This is a genomic window from Aeromonas salmonicida subsp. salmonicida (genome assembly GCF_001643305.1).
GTDB classification, from domain to species: domain Bacteria; phylum Pseudomonadota; class Gammaproteobacteria; order Enterobacterales; family Aeromonadaceae; genus Aeromonas; species Aeromonas salmonicida.
Map to the genome: position 1 here is coordinate 30,379 of NZ_LSGW01000079.1, position 20,982 is coordinate 51,360.

24 protein-coding genes, 3 tRNA genes and 1 pseudogene are annotated in these 20,982 nt (G+C 60.3%); 20 read left to right on the top strand and 8 right to left on the bottom strand.

The genetic code is table 11. The annotated features are described in order from the left end of the window. Positions 1 to 124 precede the first annotated feature (124 nt). Both AXW79_RS14785 and mtgA read left to right on the top strand, forming a co-directional pair. Positions 125 to 451: an HI1450 family dsDNA-mimic protein gene (locus tag AXW79_RS14785; protein ID WP_005311263.1), complete on the top strand. Its 327-nt coding sequence runs from the start codon at positions 125 to 127 to the stop codon at positions 449 to 451. Further along, complete coding sequence (mtgA, locus tag AXW79_RS14790) at positions 436 to 1,206, top strand: monofunctional biosynthetic peptidoglycan transglycosylase (RefSeq protein ID WP_005311261.1); 771 nt, start codon at positions 436 to 438, stop codon at positions 1,204 to 1,206. Before AXW79_RS14785 ends, mtgA begins: the two co-directional genes overlap by 16 nt. A 63-nt stretch (positions 1,207 to 1,269) precedes the next feature. Here the strand turns inward: mtgA and AXW79_RS23355 are convergent, their stop codons facing one another. Then, positions 1,270 to 1,410 carry a hypothetical protein gene (locus tag AXW79_RS23355; RefSeq protein ID WP_162829730.1) on the bottom strand — a complete coding sequence of 47 codons (141 nt, stop codon included), beginning with the start codon at positions 1,408 to 1,410 and terminating at the stop codon, positions 1,270 to 1,272. 142 nt (positions 1,411 to 1,552) lie between these two features. Between AXW79_RS23355 and AXW79_RS14795 the strand changes: the two genes are divergently transcribed. After that, on the top strand, positions 1,553 to 1,876 hold the full coding sequence (locus AXW79_RS14795; protein WP_005311259.1) for an HI1450 family dsDNA-mimic protein: 324 nt from the start codon (positions 1,553 to 1,555) through the stop codon (positions 1,874 to 1,876). A 44-nt stretch (positions 1,877 to 1,920) separates the two neighbouring features. Here the strand turns inward: AXW79_RS14795 and AXW79_RS14800 are convergent, their stop codons facing one another. Further along, positions 1,921 to 2,232 (bottom strand): DUF1289 domain-containing protein, encoded by a 312-nt coding sequence (locus AXW79_RS14800; protein WP_005311256.1) that lies wholly within the window; start codon positions 2,230 to 2,232, stop codon positions 1,921 to 1,923. After that, complete coding sequence (locus tag AXW79_RS14805) at positions 2,233 to 3,111, bottom strand: CvfB family protein (protein WP_005311254.1); 879 nt, start codon at positions 3,109 to 3,111, stop codon at positions 2,233 to 2,235. A gap of 212 nt (positions 3,112 to 3,323) precedes the next feature. On the opposite strand from AXW79_RS14805, the gene AXW79_RS14810 reads away from it, so the two are divergent. The 4 genes from AXW79_RS14810 to AXW79_RS14825 all read left to right on the top strand — a co-directional run bounded on the left by AXW79_RS14810 (position 3,324) and on the right by AXW79_RS14825 (position 5,707). Next, positions 3,324 to 4,538: a UPF0149 family protein gene (locus AXW79_RS14810; RefSeq protein WP_005311252.1), complete on the top strand. Its 1,215-nt coding sequence runs from the start codon at positions 3,324 to 3,326 to the stop codon at positions 4,536 to 4,538. Positions 4,539 to 4,708: 170 nt separating this feature from the next. Beyond that, the gene (locus AXW79_RS14815) at positions 4,709 to 5,179 is read left to right on the top strand and encodes a MarR family winged helix-turn-helix transcriptional regulator (RefSeq protein ID WP_005311250.1); all 471 of its coding nucleotides are present in this window, start codon (positions 4,709 to 4,711) and stop codon (positions 5,177 to 5,179) included. Continuing rightward, a complete protein-coding gene (locus tag AXW79_RS14820) occupies positions 5,176 to 5,364 on the top strand; it encodes a DUF4250 domain-containing protein (RefSeq protein ID WP_005311248.1) in 189 nt (62 codons plus the stop codon). The genes AXW79_RS14815 and AXW79_RS14820 overlap by 4 nt, the downstream gene beginning before the upstream one ends. Positions 5,365 to 5,527: 163 nt before the next feature. Further along, positions 5,528 to 5,707 (top strand): hypothetical protein, encoded by a 180-nt coding sequence (locus tag AXW79_RS14825; protein WP_005311246.1) that lies wholly within the window; start codon positions 5,528 to 5,530, stop codon positions 5,705 to 5,707. A gap of 121 nt (positions 5,708 to 5,828) precedes the next feature. Here the strand turns inward: AXW79_RS14825 and AXW79_RS14830 are convergent, their stop codons facing one another. Further along, a complete protein-coding gene (locus tag AXW79_RS14830; RefSeq protein ID WP_005311244.1) occupies positions 5,829 to 6,416 on the bottom strand; it encodes an FMN-dependent NADH-azoreductase in 588 nt (195 codons plus the stop codon). Between the two features lie 226 nt (positions 6,417 to 6,642). Here AXW79_RS14830 and AXW79_RS14835 point away from each other — a divergent pair, with 226 nt between their 5' ends. The 4 genes and pseudogenes from AXW79_RS14835 to AXW79_RS22370 form a co-directional block, all read left to right on the top strand. Beyond that, positions 6,643 to 7,533, top strand: a complete 891-nt coding sequence (locus tag AXW79_RS14835) for a DMT family transporter (RefSeq protein ID WP_011898747.1) — start codon at positions 6,643 to 6,645, stop codon at positions 7,531 to 7,533. 87 nt (positions 7,534 to 7,620) lie between these two features. Beyond that, positions 7,621 to 8,799 carry a formate-dependent phosphoribosylglycinamide formyltransferase gene (gene purT / locus AXW79_RS14840; RefSeq protein ID WP_005311240.1) on the top strand — a complete coding sequence of 393 codons (1,179 nt, stop codon included), beginning with the start codon at positions 7,621 to 7,623 and terminating at the stop codon, positions 8,797 to 8,799. A gap of 106 nt (positions 8,800 to 8,905) precedes the next feature. Further along, a complete protein-coding gene (locus tag AXW79_RS14845) occupies positions 8,906 to 9,481 on the top strand; it encodes a hexitol phosphatase HxpB (RefSeq protein ID WP_005311237.1) in 576 nt (191 codons plus the stop codon). Between the two features lie 148 nt (positions 9,482 to 9,629). Beyond that, positions 9,630 to 9,743 (top strand): annotated as a pseudogene (locus tag AXW79_RS22370) (CPXCG motif-containing cysteine-rich protein); the annotation flags it as partial. 18 nt (positions 9,744 to 9,761) lie between these two features. Here the strand turns inward: AXW79_RS22370 and AXW79_RS14850 are convergent. Continuing rightward, positions 9,762 to 10,379 carry a riboflavin synthase gene (locus tag AXW79_RS14850; RefSeq protein ID WP_005311235.1) on the bottom strand — a complete coding sequence of 206 codons (618 nt, stop codon included), beginning with the start codon at positions 10,377 to 10,379 and terminating at the stop codon, positions 9,762 to 9,764. A gap of 130 nt (positions 10,380 to 10,509) precedes the next feature. On the opposite strand from AXW79_RS14850, the gene AXW79_RS14855 reads away from it, so the two are divergent. From AXW79_RS14855 to AXW79_RS14880, 6 genes are all read left to right on the top strand, one after another. Beyond that, a complete protein-coding gene (locus tag AXW79_RS14855; RefSeq protein WP_005311233.1) occupies positions 10,510 to 10,716 on the top strand; it encodes a YaeP family protein in 207 nt (68 codons plus the stop codon). 152 nt (positions 10,717 to 10,868) lie between these two features. Continuing rightward, complete coding sequence (locus AXW79_RS14860) at positions 10,869 to 12,221, top strand: MATE family efflux transporter (protein WP_005311230.1); 1,353 nt, start codon at positions 10,869 to 10,871, stop codon at positions 12,219 to 12,221. 110 nt (positions 12,222 to 12,331) lie between these two features. Next, positions 12,332 to 13,183, top strand: a complete 852-nt coding sequence (locus tag AXW79_RS14865) for a DUF3080 family protein (protein ID WP_256592948.1) — start codon at positions 12,332 to 12,334, stop codon at positions 13,181 to 13,183. 153 nt (positions 13,184 to 13,336) lie between these two features. Continuing rightward, positions 13,337 to 13,413, top strand: a tRNA-Val gene (locus AXW79_RS14870). A gap of 13 nt (positions 13,414 to 13,426) precedes the next feature. After that, positions 13,427 to 13,503, top strand: a tRNA-Val gene (locus AXW79_RS14875). Between the two features lie 18 nt (positions 13,504 to 13,521). Next, positions 13,522 to 13,598: transfer RNA gene (locus AXW79_RS14880), tRNA-Val, on the top strand. A 188-nt stretch (positions 13,599 to 13,786) separates the two neighbouring features. On the opposite strand, the gene AXW79_RS14885 is transcribed toward AXW79_RS14880, so the two are convergent. Beyond that, positions 13,787 to 16,207, bottom strand: coding sequence for a DNA polymerase II (locus AXW79_RS14885; RefSeq protein WP_042468364.1), 2,421 nt, complete (start codon positions 16,205 to 16,207; stop codon positions 13,787 to 13,789). Between the two features lie 185 nt (positions 16,208 to 16,392). Here AXW79_RS14885 and AXW79_RS14890 point away from each other — a divergent pair, with 185 nt between their 5' ends. From AXW79_RS14890 to AXW79_RS14900, 3 genes are all read left to right on the top strand, one after another. Continuing rightward, entirely contained in the window at positions 16,393 to 16,884 is a 492-nt protein-coding gene (locus AXW79_RS14890) for a prolyl-tRNA synthetase associated domain-containing protein (protein WP_005311224.1), read from the top strand. A gap of 196 nt (positions 16,885 to 17,080) precedes the next feature. Next, positions 17,081 to 18,319 carry a GGDEF domain-containing protein gene (locus tag AXW79_RS14895; RefSeq protein WP_011898750.1) on the top strand — a complete coding sequence of 413 codons (1,239 nt, stop codon included), beginning with the start codon at positions 17,081 to 17,083 and terminating at the stop codon, positions 18,317 to 18,319. After that, a complete protein-coding gene (locus AXW79_RS14900) occupies positions 18,316 to 18,831 on the top strand; it encodes a GNAT family N-acetyltransferase (RefSeq protein WP_011898751.1) in 516 nt (171 codons plus the stop codon). The genes AXW79_RS14895 and AXW79_RS14900 overlap by 4 nt, the downstream gene beginning before the upstream one ends. A gap of 96 nt (positions 18,832 to 18,927) precedes the next feature. Here the strand turns inward: AXW79_RS14900 and AXW79_RS14905 are convergent, their stop codons facing one another. Both AXW79_RS14905 and AXW79_RS14910 read right to left on the bottom strand, forming a co-directional pair. Beyond that, positions 18,928 to 19,788: a PA4780 family RIO1-like protein kinase gene (locus AXW79_RS14905; RefSeq protein ID WP_005311220.1), complete on the bottom strand. Its 861-nt coding sequence runs from the start codon at positions 19,786 to 19,788 to the stop codon at positions 18,928 to 18,930. Positions 19,789 to 19,966: 178 nt separating this feature from the next. After that, positions 19,967 to 20,962 carry an LpxL/LpxP family acyltransferase gene (locus tag AXW79_RS14910; RefSeq protein ID WP_011898753.1) on the bottom strand — a complete coding sequence of 332 codons (996 nt, stop codon included), beginning with the start codon at positions 20,960 to 20,962 and terminating at the stop codon, positions 19,967 to 19,969. Positions 20,963 to 20,982: the final 20 nt, after the last annotated feature.

Consider the following 20,982-nt stretch of genomic DNA (forward strand, 5'->3'; position numbering starts at 1 on the left):
CGCAAACAGGGCGGGTCACACGCCTGATCTCGCCAAGGAAGAGGGGGCCAGCTAGAATACCGCGCGCCACTGTTCGGCTTCGCCGACGGGGCGTCTCATTTTTATTATCTGGAACGGACGATCTATGTCTTTGAACGATGAAATGCACAGCGTCGAGGAACTGCTCGACACCGCACTCGAACTTTTCATGGAGCTGGCCTCCGACAACTTGCCGGAGCAGGAGATTGCCGTCTTCAACCGGGAGTTCAACAGTCGCGGCCTGCTGGCGGAAACCGATCCGGCCGATGACTGGGAAGCGGACGTGGGATTTGCCGTAAGCGATACCGAGTATGCCGAGATCTGGATCGGGCTTGGTAATGCCGAACAAGAATATGAGCACCTGTTTGCCCGCATGCTGCTCTCCCGCCGTGTTGACGAGAAGTTCTGCCACATCGAATGGTTGCCCCAATAATTCCGGATCCCGATGATCTGCGTCCCCGCTATTATGCCCCCGAGCCGGCACGTCCGGCTCTGGGACGGCGCATGCTGAGCTGGCTCGGCAAGCTGCTGGCGGCAGTCCTGCTCAGCTCCATCGTCTCGGTGGTGCTGCTGCGCTTCATCGATCCCCCCATGTGGACCTGGCGCATCGAACGGGCCCTGTTTCCGCCCGCCAAGATAGCCGTGGTCAAGCATGACTGGGTGCCCATAGATCGTATTTCGCGGGAACTGCAACTGGCGGTGATCGCCGCAGAGGATCAGCGCTTTGCCGACCATAGCGGCTTTGACATGGATGCCATCAGCTCGGCACTCAAGCACAACCAGCGCAGCAAGCGGGTACGTGGCGCCAGCACGCTGAGCCAGCAGACAGCCAAGAATCTCTTCATGTGGAGCGATCGCAGCTTCCTGCGCAAGGGGATCGAGGCCTGGTTTACCCTGCTGATGGAGCTGGGTTGGGACAAATCCCGCATCCTCGAGGTCTATCTCAATATCGTGGAGTTCGGCCCCGGCATCTATGGCGCCGAGGCCGCCGCCAAGCACTATTTTGGCAAATCGGCCGCCCGCTTGACTCGTTACGAGGCTTCTCTGCTGGCTGCCGCCCTGCCCAATCCCTGGCGCTATCGGGTCCAGCCTCCCTCCCCCTATGTTCAGCAACGCTCGGCCTGGATCCGTCGCCAGATGGGTCAACTTGGCCAGGCTACCCTCAACAAGGTATACAAGGACGATTAAGGATCGGGCACAGAGCATGCCCGGATAGCCGTACATCGCCCCTGAGCACATCAGAGTCATCTATCAGGGATCGGGGTCAGCAGGCAATGTCTCTGCCGGCGGGCCCAGATGACCGCCCACCGTGCTCTGGTGCAGCGGCAGATAGTGCCACCACCAGGCCTCCCGTCGTCGCTTGATCTGCTGTCGCCGCACTCGTCGCTTCATGACACCCCTCCAGTGGATCCCCCTTCAACCATACCTTCTACCCGCGCCGTTGGACAGGTGGCGGATCGGTATCCGCACCGGTCTGGCCGCCACCGCCAATACTTGCTACAGTAGCGAACCTCGATGTATCTGGAGTGATTTCATGGAACAACGTACCCCGGATCAGCTGGTCGAATGGGCCTATGATCAGTTTCTTGAGCAGGCCGCAGACATGCTGGCCCCCGAACAAATCGTCGACATCACACTGGAGTTCGAACAGCGTGGCGCCGTCGAGGCGACCCTGCCCAATGGAGACTGGTCAACCGAACTCGGTGTACCGGTCGACATGGAGTCCTGGGTCGAGGTGTGGGTTGGCTTGCTGGACCATCAGGATGAGTTTGAGGTGATCTACGCCACCTTCCTGCTGCCCCGCTTTCTTAACGAGCACGATGTCCATGTGCGCTGGCATCGCCAGCAACAGGCATAAAAAAGGCGCCCTCGGCGCCTTTCTCTTTTCTGGTATGCCCCCGCTCAGGGCTGCGCTGCAATGGCCTTGGCCAGACAGCGGCGACACCAGCAGGCGCTGGCCTCGCTCATGGGCAGAGCAGGCAACTGGCTGCACCAGCACTGTGTGATTGTTGCACCGGCCGACACGGCGCAAAATGCCGGCTCGCCACAACCAGGGCACGCATGGGTGCTTTTCGAGCCGTCCAGCTCTGCCATCACGGCCAGCTGGGCGTCGCTCTCCATGGCCGACCAGTGACCAATCTCGGTCAGGGTACGGCCACAGCCGAGGCAGAGCCCGTCCTTGGCCTGACAGTGGCCGATACAGGGACTCGGCACTTACTCGCTGTCCACTGCCGAGTCGGTATCTGTGGCAACCAGGGTGATGCAGTTGTCTTCGATGACGATTTTGCCCTGCTTGTAGAGGCCGCCGATGGCCTTCTTGAAGGTGCCCTTGCTCATGTTGAACAGCTTGTAGATGAGCTCGGGTTCGCTCTTGTCACCGACAGCCAGACTGCCACCCTGCTTCATCAGCCGGGTCAGGATCCGGCCACCGGCATCGTCCATCCGATCCATGCCCGGCTTTTGCAGGGTCAAGTCCAGTTTGCCGTCGTCACGTACCTGCTTGACCCAGGCGGTCAGCGGCCGACCCGTCATCACCCGGCCAAATACCTCGTTCTTGAACAGCATGCCGGAATATTCACCGTTGACGATCGCCTTGATGCCAAGCGGCGTGTGCTCACCCGGCAGTGCTGTTACCTCGTCACCAGCCTTGAAGGGGGGGTTATCGGTGCGCAGGAACCGCTCCAGCCGGCTGGTGCCTACCATGCGGCCTTCGTTGTCGAGCATCAGATGCACCAGATAGACGTGGCCCACCTGCATCGGCTTGTTCTGCTCACGGGTCGGCACAAACAGATCTTTTTTCATGCCCCAGTCGAGGAAGGCACCGATCTTGTTGGCATTGACCACCTTGAGACCGACTATGTCGCCCACCATGGCAAACGGCTTGTCGGTGGTGATCACAGGCTCACAGTCGGCATCCAGATAGAGGAAGACCTCCACACCGTCACCTTCAGCCACCCCTTCAGGCAGCTGACGCTTGGGCAGCAGCAGCTCGCCATATTCGTCGGCCGCCAGCCAGGCACCCCTGTCTTCAAGCTCGATTACGGTGAGGGTGTTCATCTTGCCAATCTGTAACATGCTGATCTCTTCTTTCATTATCCGGATGGTCAATTTTTCATTGCCCGTATGGGCGCGCATGTTACCCCAAGAGCGGCAACAGGGCCTAGCCCCTTGCCCTTCTCTCACATGATTTTCGAGGCCGTTTTCACGGTTTATGGCGATATAATCGTCATTCGACCGGTGCTTTACTGCAAATACCCCCACTTTTGGGTAGACTGCGCCGCTGTTCAAATCCAGAGGAACTGTCGATGAATCCATCCACTCGTACCCGTCATCTCAATCAATGGATCCAGACCCACAGTGGGCAGGACATGACCTACCCGGCGCTGCACGGTTTTCTGTGCGCCCGTCTGGTGGGGCCGGATGCACCTGACTGGCAGGCCCCGCTGGCCGGTCTGTTGCCACATGACGCAGAACTGGATGAGAAGAGCGCAGAGGCGCTGCACCATCTGATCGCCGAACTGGAAGCTCAGGCCGACGAGGCCCAGCTGGCCTTGCCAAGCCAGTGCCGCCTCTCTACCGACGGCCCGGAGCAAGTGTTCGAGCAGAGTCACCCCCTCGGCCAGTGGTGCTACGGCTTCAGTCAGGGATTCGCCAGCTGGCCCAAGCCCAAGGATCTGAACGATCCCACCACCCAGTATCGTTTCAGCCTCGCCGCCGAACTCAGTCTGTTTCGCGACAAGCCCATGGCCCAGATGCTGTACGCGGCCGCCGGCAGTGAGCTGCCCTTCATGGAATTTTGCAAACGCCAGCGCCAGAACATGAAGGCGGCGCTCAACCAGCTGCTGCAACTGGATGAGTATCAAGCTGTGCCCGGCACTCAGGCAGCCCTCGATAGCGAGCAGGCCGAACAGTGGCAGCAGTGGTTCGAGCTGGCCGATGCTTGCCGCGATCCCCAGGCTCGCCTCGGCTGGTTTGACAAGGTGATTGACGATGCCGAGCCGCTGTTCAATGCCGCTTTCTGGCAGCAGATGGCTGGCCACGGCTGGAGTGCCCACGAGGCACGCCCGCTGCTCGCCGCCAGGGCAGGCCGCGCCGATTGCCTGTTGCGTCTCGGCCAGCTGGAGCAGGCTCGCCAGGAATATCTGGCGCTGCTCGACCTGTGTATCGCCGATGAGTTGGGCTGCCGTTATCCCCTCTCCAGCCTCTATGCCCTGCAAGGGGATTGGGCCGCCCTGCGCGCCTTGCTGGTGCGCTTCGACGAGGCTTCCAGCTGGCTGCTTTACAACAGGGCCTTGATGGCATTTGTCTGTGACGGCCCCGAGGCGGCTCAGCCGCAGCTGGACGCCGCCATCAAGGCCAATGCCCATATTCCGGCCTGTCTGCTGGGCCAGCGCAAGCTACCCAAACAGGAGCCCCAGAGCTGGCAGGCGGGTAGTCGCGATGAAGCTGCGCTATACACACTGCAGAGCCGCGAGGCCTGGCTCAAGCACAACGCCTTGATCTGGTTGCGTAAAGGCTGAGCAGCCAGTCGTATAAATCAGCTTCGAACAGACCCGGTTGCGGCGCATGACGTGCGCAACCGCACATTTCTCTGGTGCATGTTCAGACAAACGCCCTTGTGTTACGTATCATCAAGGTCAAAGTATCAAGAGAAACTGCACTCGATGCAGCCGTCACAGCAGGATGTCATATGTCAAAGATCATAGAGCTGCTTGCGCACTACCCCCCCTATCAGCTGGTTCACGCCGCCGAGATGGTGCGCGATACCTTTGAGCAGTTTTACCAGCAGCGTTATCAGCTGACGGTGCCCCAATGGCGCCTCATGATGGTGCTCGGCCCCAACTACCCCATCAGTCAGAAAGAGCTGGTGGAGGCAAGCGGGATGGACAAGGTGCGGATCTCCCGCGAAATCCACCGACTGGTGGAGAAGGGGATACTGTTTACCGAGAGCAGCGAACAGGACAAGCGGGTCAGCCTGGTCTCTCTCACCCATGCCGGGCTCACCCTGTTCCAGCAGCTCAAGACCGAAGCGGGCAGCTGGCAGCATACCCTCACCGATTACCTGCCTGCCGAGGCACGTCAGTCCATTCGTCTGCACCTGCAAAGTGTCAGCGATGCCATCGAACAACTGCACCTGCTGGATAGCGAGCACAAGTCATGAACCTGAACAATTTCGCCACCATGGATGTCAACATGCTGCTGAGCCTGGTCAATATGCAGTTGCGTGATCGTTTTGATGATCTGGACGATCTCTGCAAGGCGCAGGATCTCGACAAGGAGGCCCTGGTCGCCAGACTCGCCAGCGGCGATTTCCACTACCTGCCGGATCAGAAACAGTTCAGATAGGGATCCGGATCACAACCCGGCCAACGGCACTGGCCCCGGCGCTAAAAGCTGATATGGTGATGATGACACCGTGGAATGACACCCAGCGACATGTATGGATACATCAAGCTGTCATACACGGCGGTTAGCCTCTGACCCGTGACACGCCAGCCAAGGACGACCCATGATGATCCTGACCCGACAGACCACCCTGATCACCCTCTGCGCCATTCTCATGATCAGTTTGTTTTCCCCCAGCCTGCCTGACAGCGCCGAGCAGTGGCTCAGCACCTTGTTGCTGGGCTCTCTGGTTGCCGTGTGCCTGATGGTGGGCAGCGGCTGTCGTCACTTCATTCAGGATTGACCCGCCCCGACTGGCCACTGTCGTTATACCTGCACAGAAACAACAACGCAGCCCAAGGGCTGCGTTGTTTTGTTTGGTATGGCACTGCGCCATGCCGTACCCGCCATGGCCAGTCTCTTGATCAGAGTGCCAGGGTTTCCAGCTGGCCTTTGGCCTGCTCAATGCCTTTGGCTTGCGCATCCGGCCCCATGCCCATGCCTTCGGCGTAGATGAAATCCACGTCCTTGATGCCGATGAAACCCAGCACGGTACGCATGTAAGGGGTCACCAGATCGGTGGCGCTGCCGACGTGCATGCCGCCACGGGGGCTTATCACCAGGGCGCGGGTGTTTTCCACCAGACCGACCGGACCGGTTTCGGTGTAACGGAAGGTCACGCCGGCACGGGCAATCAGGTCAATCCAGTTTTTCAGCTGGGTCGGAATACTGAAGTTGTACATGGGGGCGGCAATCACCACCAAATCGCTTCCTTTGAGTTCGGCGATCAGCTCGTCGGATTGTGCCATGACTGCCAGCTGACGTTCGTTCAGGTTGTCACCACCGCGCAGACCCGAGGCCAGCTCACCGTCCAGCACCGGCAGGTTCAGGGTCGCCAGATCACGCACCGTGACTGTGTCGGACTGGTGGTCAGCCAGGAAGCCGTCTATCAGGGCGTTGGATTGGGAATATTGGCCCAGGATGCTGGACTTGAGTACGAGGATATTGGCCATGGTGAAACTCCATTTGGTTGTCGGTTGAACAGCTTGGCTGTCGATGGAGGTCACTCTAAACATTGAGCTTCTCTGCGGATAGCGAAAATAGATGCTCAACTTGTTCAAAAATTTTGACCTTAGTTCATTCTATCGCCAACGGCCCCATGGCCAACCGCCCAATGCTTGGCAGAACAAACGATTGCCGTTATGATCCGCCGCACTTTTTTCCAGCGACCCGGATCCCATGGCACCCTCGCGCAGGCACTCTCCTTTTGCCGGTGCAGTCTGGATGATGGTGGCAGGCCTCTGCTTTGCCGCCGTCAACAGTCTGAGCCAATATGTCAGCTTCAAGCTCGGCCTCCCCTCAACCCAGGTTGCCTTTCATCAATACCTGATCGCCCTGGTGTGTCTGCTGCCCTGGCTGGTGCGCCACGGCCTGCGTCAATCCCTGATGACCAACCAATTGCGCCTGCACCTGCTGCGAGTCGCCTTGGCCGTGATCGGCATCCAGTTCTGGCTGTGGGCGCTGGCGGTGCCCGTGCCCATCTGGCAGGGGATAGCGCTCTTGATGACCTCCCCTTTGTTCGCGACCCTGGGTTCTGCCCTGCTGCTCAAAGAGCAGGTGAGCCGGGCCCGCATTCTGGCAACCCTGGCGGGCTTTGTCGGCGCCATGGTGATCCTAGCCCCCTGGACCGATGATTTCAGCTGGGCCTCCCTGCTGCCGGTGGCGGCCGCCCTGTTCTGGGCCGGTTACTCTCTGCTGGTGCGCTATCAGGCGGCAAGCGAGTCATCCCACACCATAGTGGTCTACCTGCTCATCTTCAGCACCCCCTTCAATGCCATGCTGGCCCTGCCGGAGTGGCAGTGGCCGAGCGAAACCCAGTGGCTGCTGGTGGCGGTGTCAGGGGTACTGTCGGCACTGGCCCAGATGTCCATCGCCCGCGCCTACAGCGTGGCCGAGGCTTCGTTCGTACAACCCTTTGATTTTGCCAAGCTGCCCATGAACGTGCTGGCTGGCTGGCTGGTGTTTGGCTGGGCGCCCCCCGGTCGATTGTGGCTCGGCGCTGCCATCATCATTGGCGCCATCACGCTGCTTACCCATCTGGAGCAGCGCGCCCATCAATCTGTTTCCTGAGGTACGCCATGCGTGCCTCTTTTTTTGCCTGCTATTGCTGCCAATAGCGACAGAGACATTGTGACCATCGACATCAGGAGAGATCGTATGTTTGGAACCGCCACCCGCCCCAGCGCCACCCGCGCCTTGCTGCTTGGCTCGGGAGAACTCGGCAAGGAAGTCGCCATCGAGTTGCAACGGTTCGGGATCGAGGTGATCGCCGCCGACCGTTACCCCAATGCCCCCGCCATGCAGGTGGCACACAAAGCCCACGTGCTGGACATGCTCGATGGCAATGCTCTGCGCGCCCTGGTCACCCTGGTCAAACCCGATCTCATCATCCCTGAAATCGAGGCCATCGCCACCGATACCCTCGCACAGCTTGAGCAAGAGGGGGTCAAGGTGGTGCCGAACGCCCGCGCCACCCAGCTCACCATGAATCGGGAAGGGATCCGCCGGCTCGCCGCCGAAGAGTTGGGTCTGCCCACCTCCCCCTACCGTTTTGCCCAGAGCAAGGAGGAGTTCATCGCCGCCGTCGAAGCCATCGGCCTGCCCTGCGTGGTAAAACCCGTGATGAGCTCGTCGGGCAAGGGGCAGAGCGTGCTGCGGGATCTCGCCAAACTGGACGAGAGCTGGACTTACGCCCAGGAGGGTGGCCGTGCCGGTCGCGGCAAGGTGATTGTTGAAGGATTCGTCCCCTTCGAGTACGAGATCACCCTGCTCACGGTGCGGGCCGTCGATGGCATTCATTTTTGCGACCCCATAGGCCACCGCCAGGAAGATGGCGACTACCGCGAATCCTGGCAGCCACAAGCGATGAGCACCCTGGCGCTGGCCCGCTCTAAGGAGGTCGCCGCCAAGGTGGTCGGGGCGCTGGGCGGTTATGGCCTGTTCGGGGTCGAGCTCTTTATCAGGGGCGATGAGGTGTGGTTCAGCGAAGTCTCCCCCCGCCCCCACGACACTGGCATGGTGACCCTGATCTCTCAGGATCTCTCCGAATTTGCCCTCCATGTGCGCGCCATCCTGGGGCTGCCCATCGGCACCATCACCCAGTACGGGCCGAGCGCCTCGGCCGTGGTGCTGCGGGATGGTCACAGTCAGGACATCCGCTATCAGGGCATTGGAGCGGCGCTGGCCTTGGTATCGGGCGCCCAGCTGCGGTTGTTTGGCAAGCCCGAGATCGCCGGTCGCCGCCGGCTCGGGGTCGCCCTGGCCCGTGGTCAGCAGTGTGAAGAGGCGGTGGAAAAAGCCAAGGCGGTCGCCGCCCGGGTCGAGGTGATTTGTTGACCAAAACCGGTTGCTGACGTGATCAGGCGCAAGGGGCATGGCAATGCCCCTTTTGCATTTTCCCGTCAGGCTTATAATCCCCCTTCAAATTTGTCAGGAGTACAAGATGTTAGCTGCCGTGATCTTCGATATGGATGGTGTTCTGATCGACTCGGAACCCTTTTGGCAACGGGCCCAGATGGCCGTGTTCTCCGGGCTGGGTCATCCCCACAGCGAGGAGGATTGCAACTTCACCATAGGCGTGCGCATCGACCAGCTGGTAGCGCACTGGTATCGGCTTCGCCCCTGGGTGGGCCCCAGCCAGGAAGAGGTGATGCAACGCATCCTGGATCAGGTCATTGCCCTGATCCTGAGTGAAGGCCAACCCAAGGAGGGGGTGCTCGGCAAGCTCGGTATCCGTGATCGCTTTCTGGCGGTGCACTCCGCCGAGGTGGAGCGCTTCGGCAAACCGCATCCGGACGTTTACATACACGCGGCGGAAAAACTCGGGGTAGAACCGGTACACTGTCTGGCCATTGAAGACAGCTTCACCGGCCTGCTGGCGGCCAAGGCGGCCTCCATGAGAGCGCTCATAGTACCGGACCCGGCATTGGTCGGCGATCCCCGTCTGGCCATTGCCGATCACCAGCTCAGATCCCTCGGTGAGTTGAATGCCGCCACGCTGGCCAGCTGGGTGGCATAGGCTCCCGCAGACAGCGAGGGCACTAAAGGGACCAGATCGCCGTATCCCCCTGACCACTGTCATAAACGTGCGCTTGCTCGCGGTTAACTCCCTCCCGGCCAACTAGAATCAGGGAAGATAGGCGGCCCGAGGGCCCGAGGAGGTCACCATGATCGAGTACACCAGCAAGCGTATCGTCTGCCCCCACTGTGGCCATCATACCCGGGTCGAGCTGGATGCCAGCCAGGGGGACCAGGAGTTCTACGAAGATTGCATGGCATGTCGGAAGCTTTCGCCCAGATCAGCCCAACTGGCGCGCAGCCAGTACCCGCTCCACCGTATCGACGATGGCCTGGGTTTGGGGATCGATCTCGATATTGGTGTGCCAACCGGCTTTGACCCAACCCAGGTTGGTACGAGCCAGGGTCTCCGGGATCAGGTTGACGCAAAATTCACTCTCTCGCACTTCACCCACTGTCAGGCTGATGCCGTCGATGCCGATGTAGCCTTTGGTCAACACGTACTTCATGAGCGTGGGGGCAAGGCGATACCACACCTGACGATTGTTGGGGGTGTCGATGACCGAGATCACTTCCGCCGTGCCCATGATATGGCCAGACATGGTATGACCGCCGATCTCGTCACCAAAGCGGGCAGCCCGCTCCACGTTGACCTTGTCCCCCGCTTGCAGCGTGCCAAGGTTGGTCAGACGCAGGGTTTCCTGGATCAGATCGAAGCTGACCAGATCGCCTTCCACCCGGGTGACTGTCAGGCAGCAGCCGTTATGGGCCACGGAGGCCCCCAACGCCAATCCCTCGCCCCAGGCCAGACTTGGCATGCGGATCACATGGGTGCGAAAGTTGGGAAGCGCTTTGATGGCCACCAGTTCGGCGGTCCCCTGCACTATGCCGGTGAACATGTCTCTTCTCCTGCTACGAAAAAAGGCAGGTTAACCCCGGCCCGCCACCCAGACAAGCACGCCTGCTGACAAGCTTGCCCTCGATCGCTATAGTGACGGCGTTCACATTCGGGTTAATGAGGAAGAAATAATGCAGGTATATCAATGTTGTGAGGCCATTCGCATCGCCTATAACCAGATTGGCTCAGGTGAGCAGGGTTATGTGCCGCAGGCCATAGCGGCGACCATCAGAGCCCTCAATGCTGTGGCCTCCGACGAGCGGGTGCCGGCCGAACTGCGCCAGGAAGCCGCCTATGCCGCCGCCAATCTGCTGATCAGCGATCATCAGGACGCCTGAGCCGGGCAGAAAGCCTGCCGCCAACCGTTTCGCGGCGGGCGACTTTCAGGCTAGAATGACACCCCCGCATTTTGTCTCCTCCCGGTGAGGGGGCAAAAGCCCATCCTGTTATCCGTTCTTGCTCTTTTTATCTGATCCACTCGGAGGTGTCAGTGCAACGTTATTGGTCCGAGGCGAGGCAGCTCGTTCGTTTAGCCAGCCCCATTCTGGTCGCCCAGGTGGCCCAGATCGCCATGAACTTTGTCGATACCGTGATGGCGGGGCAAGTCAGCGCCGTGGATCTGGCGGCCGTGTCGGTTGCCACCAGCTTCTGGTTGCCGATCATATTGCTGGTGCAGGGCATCATAATGGCGCTCACCCCCATCGTCTCCCAGCTCAACGGGGCTCGCAAACGGGACGAGATCCGCCCGGCCGTGCATCAGGGCTTCTGGCTGGCGCTCATGGTCACTCCCATCGCCATGATAGCGCTCTATTTCAGCCCGCTGACCCTGCAATTCATGGGGGTAGACACTGTCATGGCCACCAAGACTGCCGGCTATCTGCATGCCATTTTGTGGGGGCTGCCCGCCTTCGTGCTGTTCCAGGTACTGCGCAACTTCAGTGAGGGACTCTCCCACACCATGCCCACCATGGTGATAGGTTTCGTCGGGCTGGCGGTCAATATTCCCGCCAACTACATCTTCATCCACGGCCATTTTGGCATGCCAAAACTCGGCGGTGTCGGTTGTGGGGTGGCCACCGCCATCGTGCTGTGGGCCATGCTGCTGGCAATGATCATCTATGTGAAACTCTCCCCTCACTTCACGAAGATCAACCTGTTTGCCCAGCTGGCACGCCCCAATGGCAGCCGGATCTGGCGCCTGTTCCGACTCGGCTTTCCCATTGCCATGGCCATCTTCTGCGAGGTGACCCTGTTTACCGTGGTAGCCCTGATGCTGGCCCCGTTCGGAGCAGAAACGGTCGCAAGCCATCAGATAGCGCTGAACTTCTCCAGCCTGGTGTTCATGCTGCCGCTCTCCATTGGTGTGGGGGTGACTATCCGGGTCGGCCACAGCATAGGGGAAGGCTTGCCGGACCACGCCCGGGTCGCGGCCCGTACCGGCCTCATGCTGGGCATGGCGGTCGCGGCCTGCACCGCCGCCCTGACAGTGCTGCTGCGTGAACAGATAGCAACCATCTACACAGATGACATGCAGGTGATCACGCTGGCAGCTACCTTGCTGTTCTTCGCCGCCATCTATCAGGTCTCCGACTCGGTACAGGTGGTAGCGGCCGCGGCGCTGCGTGGATACAAGGACACCAAGGCGATTTTCTACGTCACCATAGTCGCCTACTGGGGTCTGGGCCTGCCTACCGGCATGCTGCTGGGACTGACCGATTGGGTCGTACCTCGCATGGGGCCGCAGGGCTTCTGGGTCGGTTTTATCGTCGGCCTGACCGGTGCAGCCCTGATGCTGGGCGCCCGTCTCAAGGTGATCTATGGCCGTTTCGGCGCCCATCCGTAACGGACTGATCTGGCTGTGGGGGATGCAGCTGGCAGGCTGTACCCCCACCATAGAGGATCAATTTGCCACCTATCAAACCAGGGTGGCCCATGTACTGAGTCTCCCGTCCACTGCCAGATCTGCGCATTGGCCTGCTCGATATCTTGCCCCTCAACCAGTGTGGCCTCGGCACCCTGGTGGCCGAACGCAACGGCCCTGTCGGGCGCAGCACGGATAACTTCAGCCAGCTGGCCTATGAGTGGCAACTGGTGCAGGGGCTGGCGCGCTGCAAGACACAGGACCCCGAGGTGGCACAGTGGCTGGACAGTCTGCGACAACAGAAAGCGGCCATGTTGCCGGATCGCTTCTGGAATGCGCTGGTCAGCACCCCGGAACTGCGCCGGGTGCTGACCCCCAGACGAACCCCCTTGTCGCTGACCAGCACTCTGCTGGAGACCCGCCAGGCACTGGGTCAGTTGCAGCGCTGGCAAGAGGCGGTGGCCAGTCCCGACCATGTGACGGCATCCCTGCCTCCGTTGACGGATGCGCTTGAGAGCCTCTACCGATCGGATGCCCTGCCCCGGCTGCTCTATTCACTGCCGCTGGCCACGGCCTGGCTCAACCAGATCAGTGCACAACTGGAGCCCTTGCCCATCACCACACTCTGCCCGGCCACGGATCCACAGCGACAAGATCGTCTGCGGGGGGCCATGACGCACTACTATGCCAGGGGGCTGCAACCCTGGCTGGCTCAGCTTGATCGCCAGTTCCGCCAGATTTCCCCTTCCCTGACCGCCCTGTTTGACAATGAATCCCCGCCAGCCCTGCAGGCATGGCAGACAAGCTACGCCAGCGGGCTTGAGAGCCGCGTCTGGCTGGATTTTCGCGCCGCCACAGTGCGCCATGCCAAGGCCTGGCAAGGGGTCTTTTTGCGCTGTGAAGCACCCGCTGGCAAGCCCCCCCTGCTACCCAAGTCCGGATAGGGTGTGCCTGTAAAATCAACAGGCTGCGCAAGAACTCGGCAAACGGTCTCCTTTGTGCATACCGCCTGTTGACAGCCTTTGGGGGCATGGGTAGTATGCCGACCACGTCAGCAGTGCTGGTGTCATGAAGCGGTCATTACCGGTTCTTGCAGTGGGTTTATAGCTCAGTTGGTTAGAGCACTACCTTGACATGGTAGGGGTCGTTGGTTCGAATCCAATTAAACCCACCACTTTTTCTGTGATGCGTCCTTAGCTCAGCTGGTTAGAGCACCACCTTGACATGGTGGGGGTCGGTGGTTCGAATCCACTAGGACGCACCATCACAGAATACCGAGTATGCGTCCTTAGCTCAGCTGGTTAGAGCATCACCTTGACATGGTGGGGGTCGGTGGTTCGAATCCACTAGGACGCACCAGATTAAAAAAGCCCGCTCCATGAGCGGGCTTTTTGCATGTCAGGGCCACCTGCATCGCTACAGGATCAAAAGGCCGGGCCCGTGCGCCCTCCCCTTGATGCTGTACTGAATAAGCCGCCTCACTACCCAGCTTGCTGGCCTCTCTGCTTCCCCTTCGTTGCCCTGTCACCACACACTGTCTGATGGGACTAGAACAGATCCAGCTGCTGGCCGCAGATCCGCTCGAATGACTCGCCGATAAACGGCAGTATGGCATCCGCTATAGGTCTGATCTGCTTGTCGATGTAGTGCTCGTAGTCGATGGCACTGCGCCTGTATTCCAGCGGCTCAGGCCCATTGAGGGTCATCAGATAGGAGATGGTGCCCCTGTGCTGGTAGCGCTGGGGCTGACCGCGGCGCAGGTTCTCTTCATCGGCCAGCCGCGCCGCCCGTACATGGGGCGGGACGTTCTTCTGATACTCCTCCAGCTTCTGGCGCAGCCGCTTGCGGTAGATGAGCAGATCATCGTGCAAGCCGGCCCGGGTCTCATCCACCATGGTGCGCACATAGCCGCTGGGATCTTCATCGTGAAACACCAGCTCATAGAGCCGGGTCTGGAACTGTTTGGCCAGCATGGTCCAGTCGGTGCGCACCGACTCGAGCCCCTTGAACACCAGTTGTTCCGTCCCCTCGCTCGCCTTGCCAACCAGACCGGCATACCGCTTCTTGCTGCCCTTCTCCAGCCCGCGAATGGTCGGCATCAGAAAGCGGCGGTAGTGGGTCTCGTACTGGATCTCCAGATGACTGGGCAGGTCGAACTCGCGCTTGATCAGTGCCGTCCAGTTGTCGTTGATCATCCGCGCCAAGCCATGACCAATCTCATCGGCCTGCTGCGAGCTTGTCTCCCTGGCCAGGTGGACGAAAGTGGAGTCAGTGTCGCCGTAGATCACCTCGAAACCTTGCGCCTCAATCCACTCCCGGGTCTGCTGCATAATGCTGTGACCGCGCAGGGTGATGGAAGAAGCAAGCCTGGGGTCGTAGAAACGGCAGCCCCCCGAGCCCAGCACGCCGTAGAAGGAGTTCATGATGATCTTGATGGCCTGGGAAAGCGCCTTGTTGCTGGCCGCCTTGGCCCTGTCCCGCGCCGCCCACAGGGTGGCGATGAGATCCGGCAGGAAGTGGCGAGTACGGGAGAAGAGGGCGCCGCGAAAGCCGGGGATCGCCTCATCAGGATGCTGCAGCCCCTCCACCAGCCCCATGGGGTCAATACAAAAAGTGCGGATGATGCTGGGATAGAGGCTCTTGAAATCGAGCACCAGTACGTGGCGATAGAGACCGGGTTTGGAGTCCATCACATAGCCGCCGGGGCTTGCCAGCCCGCCGTCGGCAGGCAGATTGGGGGCCACATAGCCACCGCGATGGAGCCGCGGCAGATAGAGGTTGGTAAACGCCGCCACAGAGCCACCGATCCTGTCGAGCTCAAGGCCGGTAAGGGAAGCCCGCTCGATGGCAAAGGGAATGAGGTGGCAGTAGTCGAAGATCTCCCATACCAGCCTGCAATCTTCCAGGTTGTAGCGGGCCAGCGCCTCCTTGTCGGAGTGGAACAGTTCGGTGATCTTCTCCCCCCGATTGGCCACATCCTCGATATCCTTGCCGCGGCCGAGCAGCTCGCTTGCTACAGCATCCAGGCTGTAACTGGCAAACTGCCAGGTGGCGCTTTTCAGGGTATCTATGCCGTCGAGCACCATGCGCCCCGGTATGATGACATTGCCGGTCTGGGGATCGTTACGCGATGAGCGCCAGAAACAGAGCTCCCGCCCCCGCCCGAGCCGCAGCCGCCGCTTGTTGAGCTCGGCGCGGCGCAGCAGCAGCCGAAAGTCAAAATTCACCACGTTCCAGCCGATCACCAGGTCTGGATCATGCTGGCTGAACCACTGCTCCAGCGCCCCGAGCAAGGCATTCTCGTCCGCCACCCACTCTAGGGTCGTACTCCACTCATCCGCGCCGACCTCGGGGGAGCCTATCATGATGACGCGGGCATCCTGCTCGCTGTAGAGCCCCACCGAAAAGAGGGCCCCGTCCATGGCACACTCCACATCCAGAGATACCCAGGAGAGCGTCGGCGTCACCGCCTGCGGCGCACAGCGCGCCTCGTTCACCTCCCAGTAACCGTGCTTGCCCCCCTTGCGCGCCGTTTTGCCGCCAAAGCGGACTCCGGCTGTGATGAAGCGCTCCATCAGAAACCGCTCCGGCAGCCGGATATCCGCCTCGAAGTGCTCCAGCCCGCGGATCAGCAACAACTCGATGGCACGGTGAAAAGCGCTCAAGGTGGAGAAATAGCAAGCCACCACGGCACGCCCATCGAAGGTGTGCATGGGCAGGCGCCGAAACCGCCCGCTCACGCCTGAGCCCTTGAACAGCTCGGCCGCTTCCTGCATGTGGCTCTGTGGCAGGAAGAACAAAGGCTCCTGCCCGGGCACCACCAGCCGTACCGGTCCCTGCTCGCTCCAGAGCCACATCACTATCTCTGTGCGTCCGCGCACGTCCCGACCATGGCGGGTCAGGATGAAGCCGTCCAGGGGCGCGTTTGCAGGAGAGGTCGTCGTCACGGTGGGCTGGGTCGCAATCATTCAGGATAAAGGGGCCGGTTTTGGGATGGGAATATTGTACGTTCATACAGTGCTTGCCCGCAATCGTCATGCCAGGCTGCACCGCAAGGCTCATGCTGGTAAGCTCGAAGACGCGCACACGTGGGCAAGCGTGCTGTCACTGGCATACCTGCTTGCACCGGTTCACCCCATACAAGGAATCCATAGTGGCACTCTATTCCCTGCTGGATCGGCTGGTCATTCCCTACCAGCGATTCGATCACCCTCCCGTCTTTACCTGTGAGGAGGCGAGTCAGCTGTTGCCTGACTTGCCAGCCGCCAGGACCAAGAACCTGTTCTTACGCGATCCTAAAAGCGAGCGGCTGTTTCTGGTGGTCACGCCACAGGAGAGCCGGGTCGATCTCAAGGCGCTGGCTGCCAAGCTCGGAGTCAAGCGACTGAGCTTTGGCTCCCCGGAGCGGTTGCATGCCGCGCTCGGTCTAACCCCGGGTGCCGTCACCCTGCTCGCCATGGTGCGTGATACGGAGCAGGCGGTTGAACTGGTGGTGGATGAGCAAGTGTGGCAGGCCGAACAGGTGCAGTGTCATCCGCTGGTCAATACCGCCACCCTGCTCATCAGGCTGGACGATGTACGCCGCCTGCTGACCCATCTGGGCCGAGAAGCCACCGTCATGATCCTGCCAGTACTGGCTGAGTGACGGGCAGCGGATCAGGGGCTGCTTTTCCCCACACATGCATCAGCGGCTGCCAGGGCGGTCGCTTCACAGTGATGCATGGCTGGATGCTTAAGCCATTGATAATGGGTTGGATTCATGCTGTGATCCAGCACTGCCAGCTATCGACCTCATACGTCGGGACGCGGTTAACAGGTGGAAGAGCCCTGAGAGACCCTTGATGCATAATCTGTTTTCCTCCGCACAATTGCTGAGTCTGGTACTGTTTGTCACGCTGTCCCATGTCGGGGTCGCAGCCATTTTTGCCTATGTGTGGCATACCCAGCGCCGCATCAGGGGCCTGCTCTACTGGTCTGCCAGCGAACTGGCCATCGCCGCTTCGTTCTGCGGCCTGCTGCTCCGGCCGCTCGAGGGGGATATCTCCCTTGTCAACATACTGCTGACCAACCTGCTGCTGCTTGCCGCGCCCCTGCTGTATGAGCGGGGCTTGCGCCACTTCTTTCGACGCGAGGCAGACCAGCTTGGCTGGCTCTGCCCTGCCATAGCGCTCATCGGATTTATGCTGTTTGCCCTAACCGCCAGCCTGCGGCCCCTGTCTGACGTACACAGCCGGATCATGGTCCTCTCCGCCGTGCTCTCCCTGCAATTCGCGGTACTGATCTGGCAGCTCTGGCGTTATCAACGTCTGGCCCCCCTCTATCGGGTATTGCGCTTTGCCATACTGCTGCTCGGTCTGCAGTTGCTGCTGCAGCTACTCAGGATAGCCAAGCACCTCTGGCAGCCGGAACTCAACGCCAGTACCTTTACCGACCCCTTGCTCGGCCCCGTGATCCTGCTCAGCCTGCTCTTTACCATAGCCCGCAGCTATCTGTTGCTCAGCCTTGTCCATACCCGCCAGCAGCAGGCACTATTGGCGACCCAGCGCGAGCTGGAGCAGCGGGCCAATCAGGATGAGCTGACCGGTCTGCTGAGCCGCCACTATTTTCAGCAACTGTTACAGGCGCAGGTCAGTGCAGGGGCCAACCCCTGTCAGCTGTTGCTGATCGACCTGGATGACTTCAAGCAGATCAATGACCGGCACGGTCATCCCGCCGGGGATGCCATGTTGCGACTGGTAGGTCAGGTAATACGCACTACCCTGCCACGGCAGGGGATAGCGGGGCGACTGGGGGGAGACGAGCTGGTCATTTTCTTGATGGAAAATCCGCAAACGCTGCCACATTACTGCCACACCCTGCAGCAACGGATCGCCCAGGCCACCTCGCAGCTCGCTGGCGGTCCCATAAGCATGAGCATAGGCCTGACGTCGCTGCAGCCGGGAGAGCGCTTCGAGCAGGCATACCCCAGAGCGGACAGAGCGCTCTATGCGGCCAAGCAAGGGGGGCGACAACGGACCTGCATACAGGAGCCCCACCACAGCGAGCCGCAACTGCTACAACCCCTGGTCACTGGCTCGTGAACAGGCCGTCGACCATAGAGTGCCGCCCGGCGCAACCTGACGATGTCCCCGCCTATCGCAGCTATGTGACCGAGTGCGGCGAAGCCGGTCTGCCGCTCTATCAGGTGGCGCAATTTGACCCTGACGGCTGGCTGCAAAGCCTGCTCGATCACGCAGAGGGCCGTCATCTGCCCATGGGGTATCTGCCCACCACTACCTACTTTGCACTTGAGGAGGGGGAGATACTCGGCACACTGCGGCTACGCCACGGCGACAACCCGGCCACGGCGCAATGGCTTGGCCACATAGGTTACGATACCCGCCCCTCCCGCCGCGGTGAGGGCGTTGCCCGCACCCTGCTGCGCTGGTTGCAACAACATGTATTGACCGGCCCCGTCCTCATCAGCTGCGACGAAACGAATGCAGCCTCCCTCAAGATCATTGAAGCTGCCAACGGACACTGGCTGGATCGTCGCTACCATGCAGGGGATGACTGCTGGGTACGGTTTTACCGCCTCCCGCCCCTGCGTTGAGCCGCCAGCCAGATGCCGCGTCAAACGGCAGCCATAAACAACATGAGCGCCCGAAGGCGCTCCTGTTGTGACTGATGACGTGATGATGAGTGGCGATCAGTAGCTGTCTTCCTGCTCGGCGTTCATTCGGGCCAGACGGGCATGGGCTTCCTCTTCGGCGCTCTCGATCTCGTGCAGCACGGAATCGATATCGATGGCCTCTGTGCTCTCCTCGAACAGGCCGGTCAACTCGCTCTCCGGGGTCAGCTTGCCATCTTCGAACAGGGCCCACATCTCCTTGGCGTAACGGGTATTGAGCAGCTCGGGGGCATACATGCCGTAATAGTTGCGCATGTTGTTGACGTCCCGCTCCAGCATCGCCTTGGCCTGGTTGTTGGCGGCAGCATCCACAACCTGGGGCAGGTCTATGATGACGGGACCCTGGGCATCCACCAGCACGTTGAACTCGGAAAGATCCCCGTGGATAAGGCCTGCGCAGAGCATGCGCACCACATAGCGGATCACCTTGTCGTGATCGATGACAGCCTGATCGGGTGAGAGTGCCACATCATTGAGACGGGGGGCCACATTGCCATCCTCGTCGGTGATAAGCTCCATCAAGAGCACACCGTCGAGACAGACATAGGGCTGCGGTACCCGCACGCCAGCCGCCGCCAGCTTGAACAAGGCATCCACTTCTGTGTTCTGCCACACCTCTTCGTGCTGCTTGCGGCCGTACTTGGAGCCTTTCTCCATGGCGCGGGCGCTGCGACTGTTACGCACCTTGCGCCCTTCCTGATACACCACGGCCTGCTTGAAGCTGCGCTTGGACGCCTCTTTATAGACCTTGGCGCAGCGGATCTCGTCGCCGCAGCGCACCACATAGACGTCGGCCTCTTTGCCGCTCATCAGCCGGCTGATGACGTCATCGACCAGGCCGTCATCAACCAGAGGTTGGATTCGATTTGGAATTTTCATGGCCGCCCTTTTACCCTATTTGCGCCTCAGAAGATAGCCCCTATGAGGCCGGCTTGCATATCCCTGTTCCTTGACACCTTCCGGTGCCCCATTTGCCGCTGCTTTACTCACCAAACTGCTTAAAGGACAAGCGCTTGTCACCGCTGTCATCTCAGGTCGCCAGCCAGTGTCTTTCCCTTCAGGGTTCGGGTGGCAGACCGCTGCGGATCCGCTTAATTCCCTCTTCGTAGAGACCATCCTCCCCTTCTTGATGTTCCTGGGTTTCGAAGATCTTGAGAAACCACATGTACTGCTCTGGATACTGGCTCAGCTGCTGCTCCACCATGCGGTTCATGGCATTGACGTCGGCGGTCAAATCGTCCGTGGGATATGGATCAAACGGGGGTTCAATCTCAAGCCGGTAGCACTCTTCATCTTCGTCATAGCAGGCGAGGATGGGCACAGCACGGGCACCGGTCAGCTTCACCAGCTTGGGCAGAGCCGGCAGAGTCGCCTTGGGGTGACCGAAGAAAGGGATGAAGATGCTCTTCTCACGACCATGATCCTGATCCGGCAGATAGAAGAAGTTGTAGCCGCTGCGGATGGCCTTGATGGCCGGTTTGATGCCGACACTGCGCTCATACACCTTGCCGGCTTTGGATCGCTCGCGGTTGATATACCAGTCAAACACCTGATCTTTCGGGCTCTTCATCATGGTACAGAGCGCAAGACCCTCATCGGTCAGGTAGCGGCCAATCATGTCCACCGCCCAGGTGTGAGGCACGACCAGTATCATGGTGCGCCCGGCGGCCAGCTCCGCTTCTATATGCTCCCAGCCCCGTACCTTGATGCGGCTTTTGAGATGCGCTGCGCTGCGCAGGGTCAGCTCGCCAAAGCCCATGAATGCCTTGAGGCCGGTCCGGATCGCTTTGAGCAAGAGGGTACGGCGCCCGGCGGCATCCAGCTCGGGAAAACAGATCTTGAGATTGGTCTCGGCAATGTAGGCCTGCTTTTTGGAAAGTCGCAGCAAAGCCGGGGCCACGGCATTGGCAAAACGCCCGCGCACGCCGTGAGGCACCCATGCCAGCAGACACAAAAAGCCAAGCGCCAGCCAACTGCCCCACCAGCGCGGATGGAGCAGACGGGCATGAAATGAGGTATCAAAAACCGGATCGTGTGAAGACATCGCCGCCATCAAGTCATAGAAAATAAACG

Bases quoted from the DNA above. Each gene is read 5' to 3' on its own strand.
- mtgA (WP_005311261.1), top strand. From the start codon at position 436: ATGGTTGCCCCAATAATTCCGGATCCCGATGATCTGCGTCCCCGCTAT.
- AXW79_RS14805 (WP_005311254.1), bottom strand. From the start codon at position 3,111: ATGAAAGAAGAGATCAGCATGTTACAGATTGGCAAGATGAACACCCTC.
- AXW79_RS14825 (WP_005311246.1), top strand. From the start codon at position 5,528: ATGATGATCCTGACCCGACAGACCACCCTGATCACCCTCTGCGCCATT.
- AXW79_RS14885 (WP_042468364.1), bottom strand. From the start codon at position 16,207: ATGATTGCGACCCAGCCCACCGTGACGACGACCTCTCCTGCAAACGCG.
- AXW79_RS14895 (WP_011898750.1), top strand. From the start codon at position 17,081: ATGCATAATCTGTTTTCCTCCGCACAATTGCTGAGTCTGGTACTGTTT.
- AXW79_RS14855 (WP_005311233.1), top strand. From the start codon at position 10,510: ATGCAGGTATATCAATGTTGTGAGGCCATTCGCATCGCCTATAACCAG.
- AXW79_RS14795 (WP_005311259.1), top strand. From the start codon at position 1,553: ATGGAACAACGTACCCCGGATCAGCTGGTCGAATGGGCCTATGATCAG.
- AXW79_RS14810 (WP_005311252.1), top strand. From the start codon at position 3,324: ATGAATCCATCCACTCGTACCCGTCATCTCAATCAATGGATCCAGACC.
- AXW79_RS23355 (WP_162829730.1), bottom strand. From the start codon at position 1,410: ATGAAGCGACGAGTGCGGCGACAGCAGATCAAGCGACGACGGGAGGCC.
- AXW79_RS14820 (WP_005311248.1), top strand. From the start codon at position 5,176: ATGAACCTGAACAATTTCGCCACCATGGATGTCAACATGCTGCTGAGC.
- AXW79_RS14815 (WP_005311250.1), top strand. From the start codon at position 4,709: ATGTCAAAGATCATAGAGCTGCTTGCGCACTACCCCCCCTATCAGCTG.
- AXW79_RS14845 (WP_005311237.1), top strand. From the start codon at position 8,906: ATGTTAGCTGCCGTGATCTTCGATATGGATGGTGTTCTGATCGACTCG.
- AXW79_RS14830 (WP_005311244.1), bottom strand. From the start codon at position 6,416: ATGGCCAATATCCTCGTACTCAAGTCCAGCATCCTGGGCCAATATTCC.
- AXW79_RS14785 (WP_005311263.1), top strand. From the start codon at position 125: ATGTCTTTGAACGATGAAATGCACAGCGTCGAGGAACTGCTCGACACC.
- AXW79_RS14905 (WP_005311220.1), bottom strand. From the start codon at position 19,788: ATGAAAATTCCAAATCGAATCCAACCTCTGGTTGATGACGGCCTGGTC.
- purT (WP_005311240.1), top strand. From the start codon at position 7,621: ATGTTTGGAACCGCCACCCGCCCCAGCGCCACCCGCGCCTTGCTGCTT.
- AXW79_RS14835 (WP_011898747.1), top strand. From the start codon at position 6,643: ATGGCACCCTCGCGCAGGCACTCTCCTTTTGCCGGTGCAGTCTGGATG.
- AXW79_RS14850 (WP_005311235.1), bottom strand. From the start codon at position 10,379: ATGTTCACCGGCATAGTGCAGGGGACCGCCGAACTGGTGGCCATCAAA.
- AXW79_RS14910 (WP_011898753.1), bottom strand. From the start codon at position 20,962: ATGGCGGCGATGTCTTCACACGATCCGGTTTTTGATACCTCATTTCAT.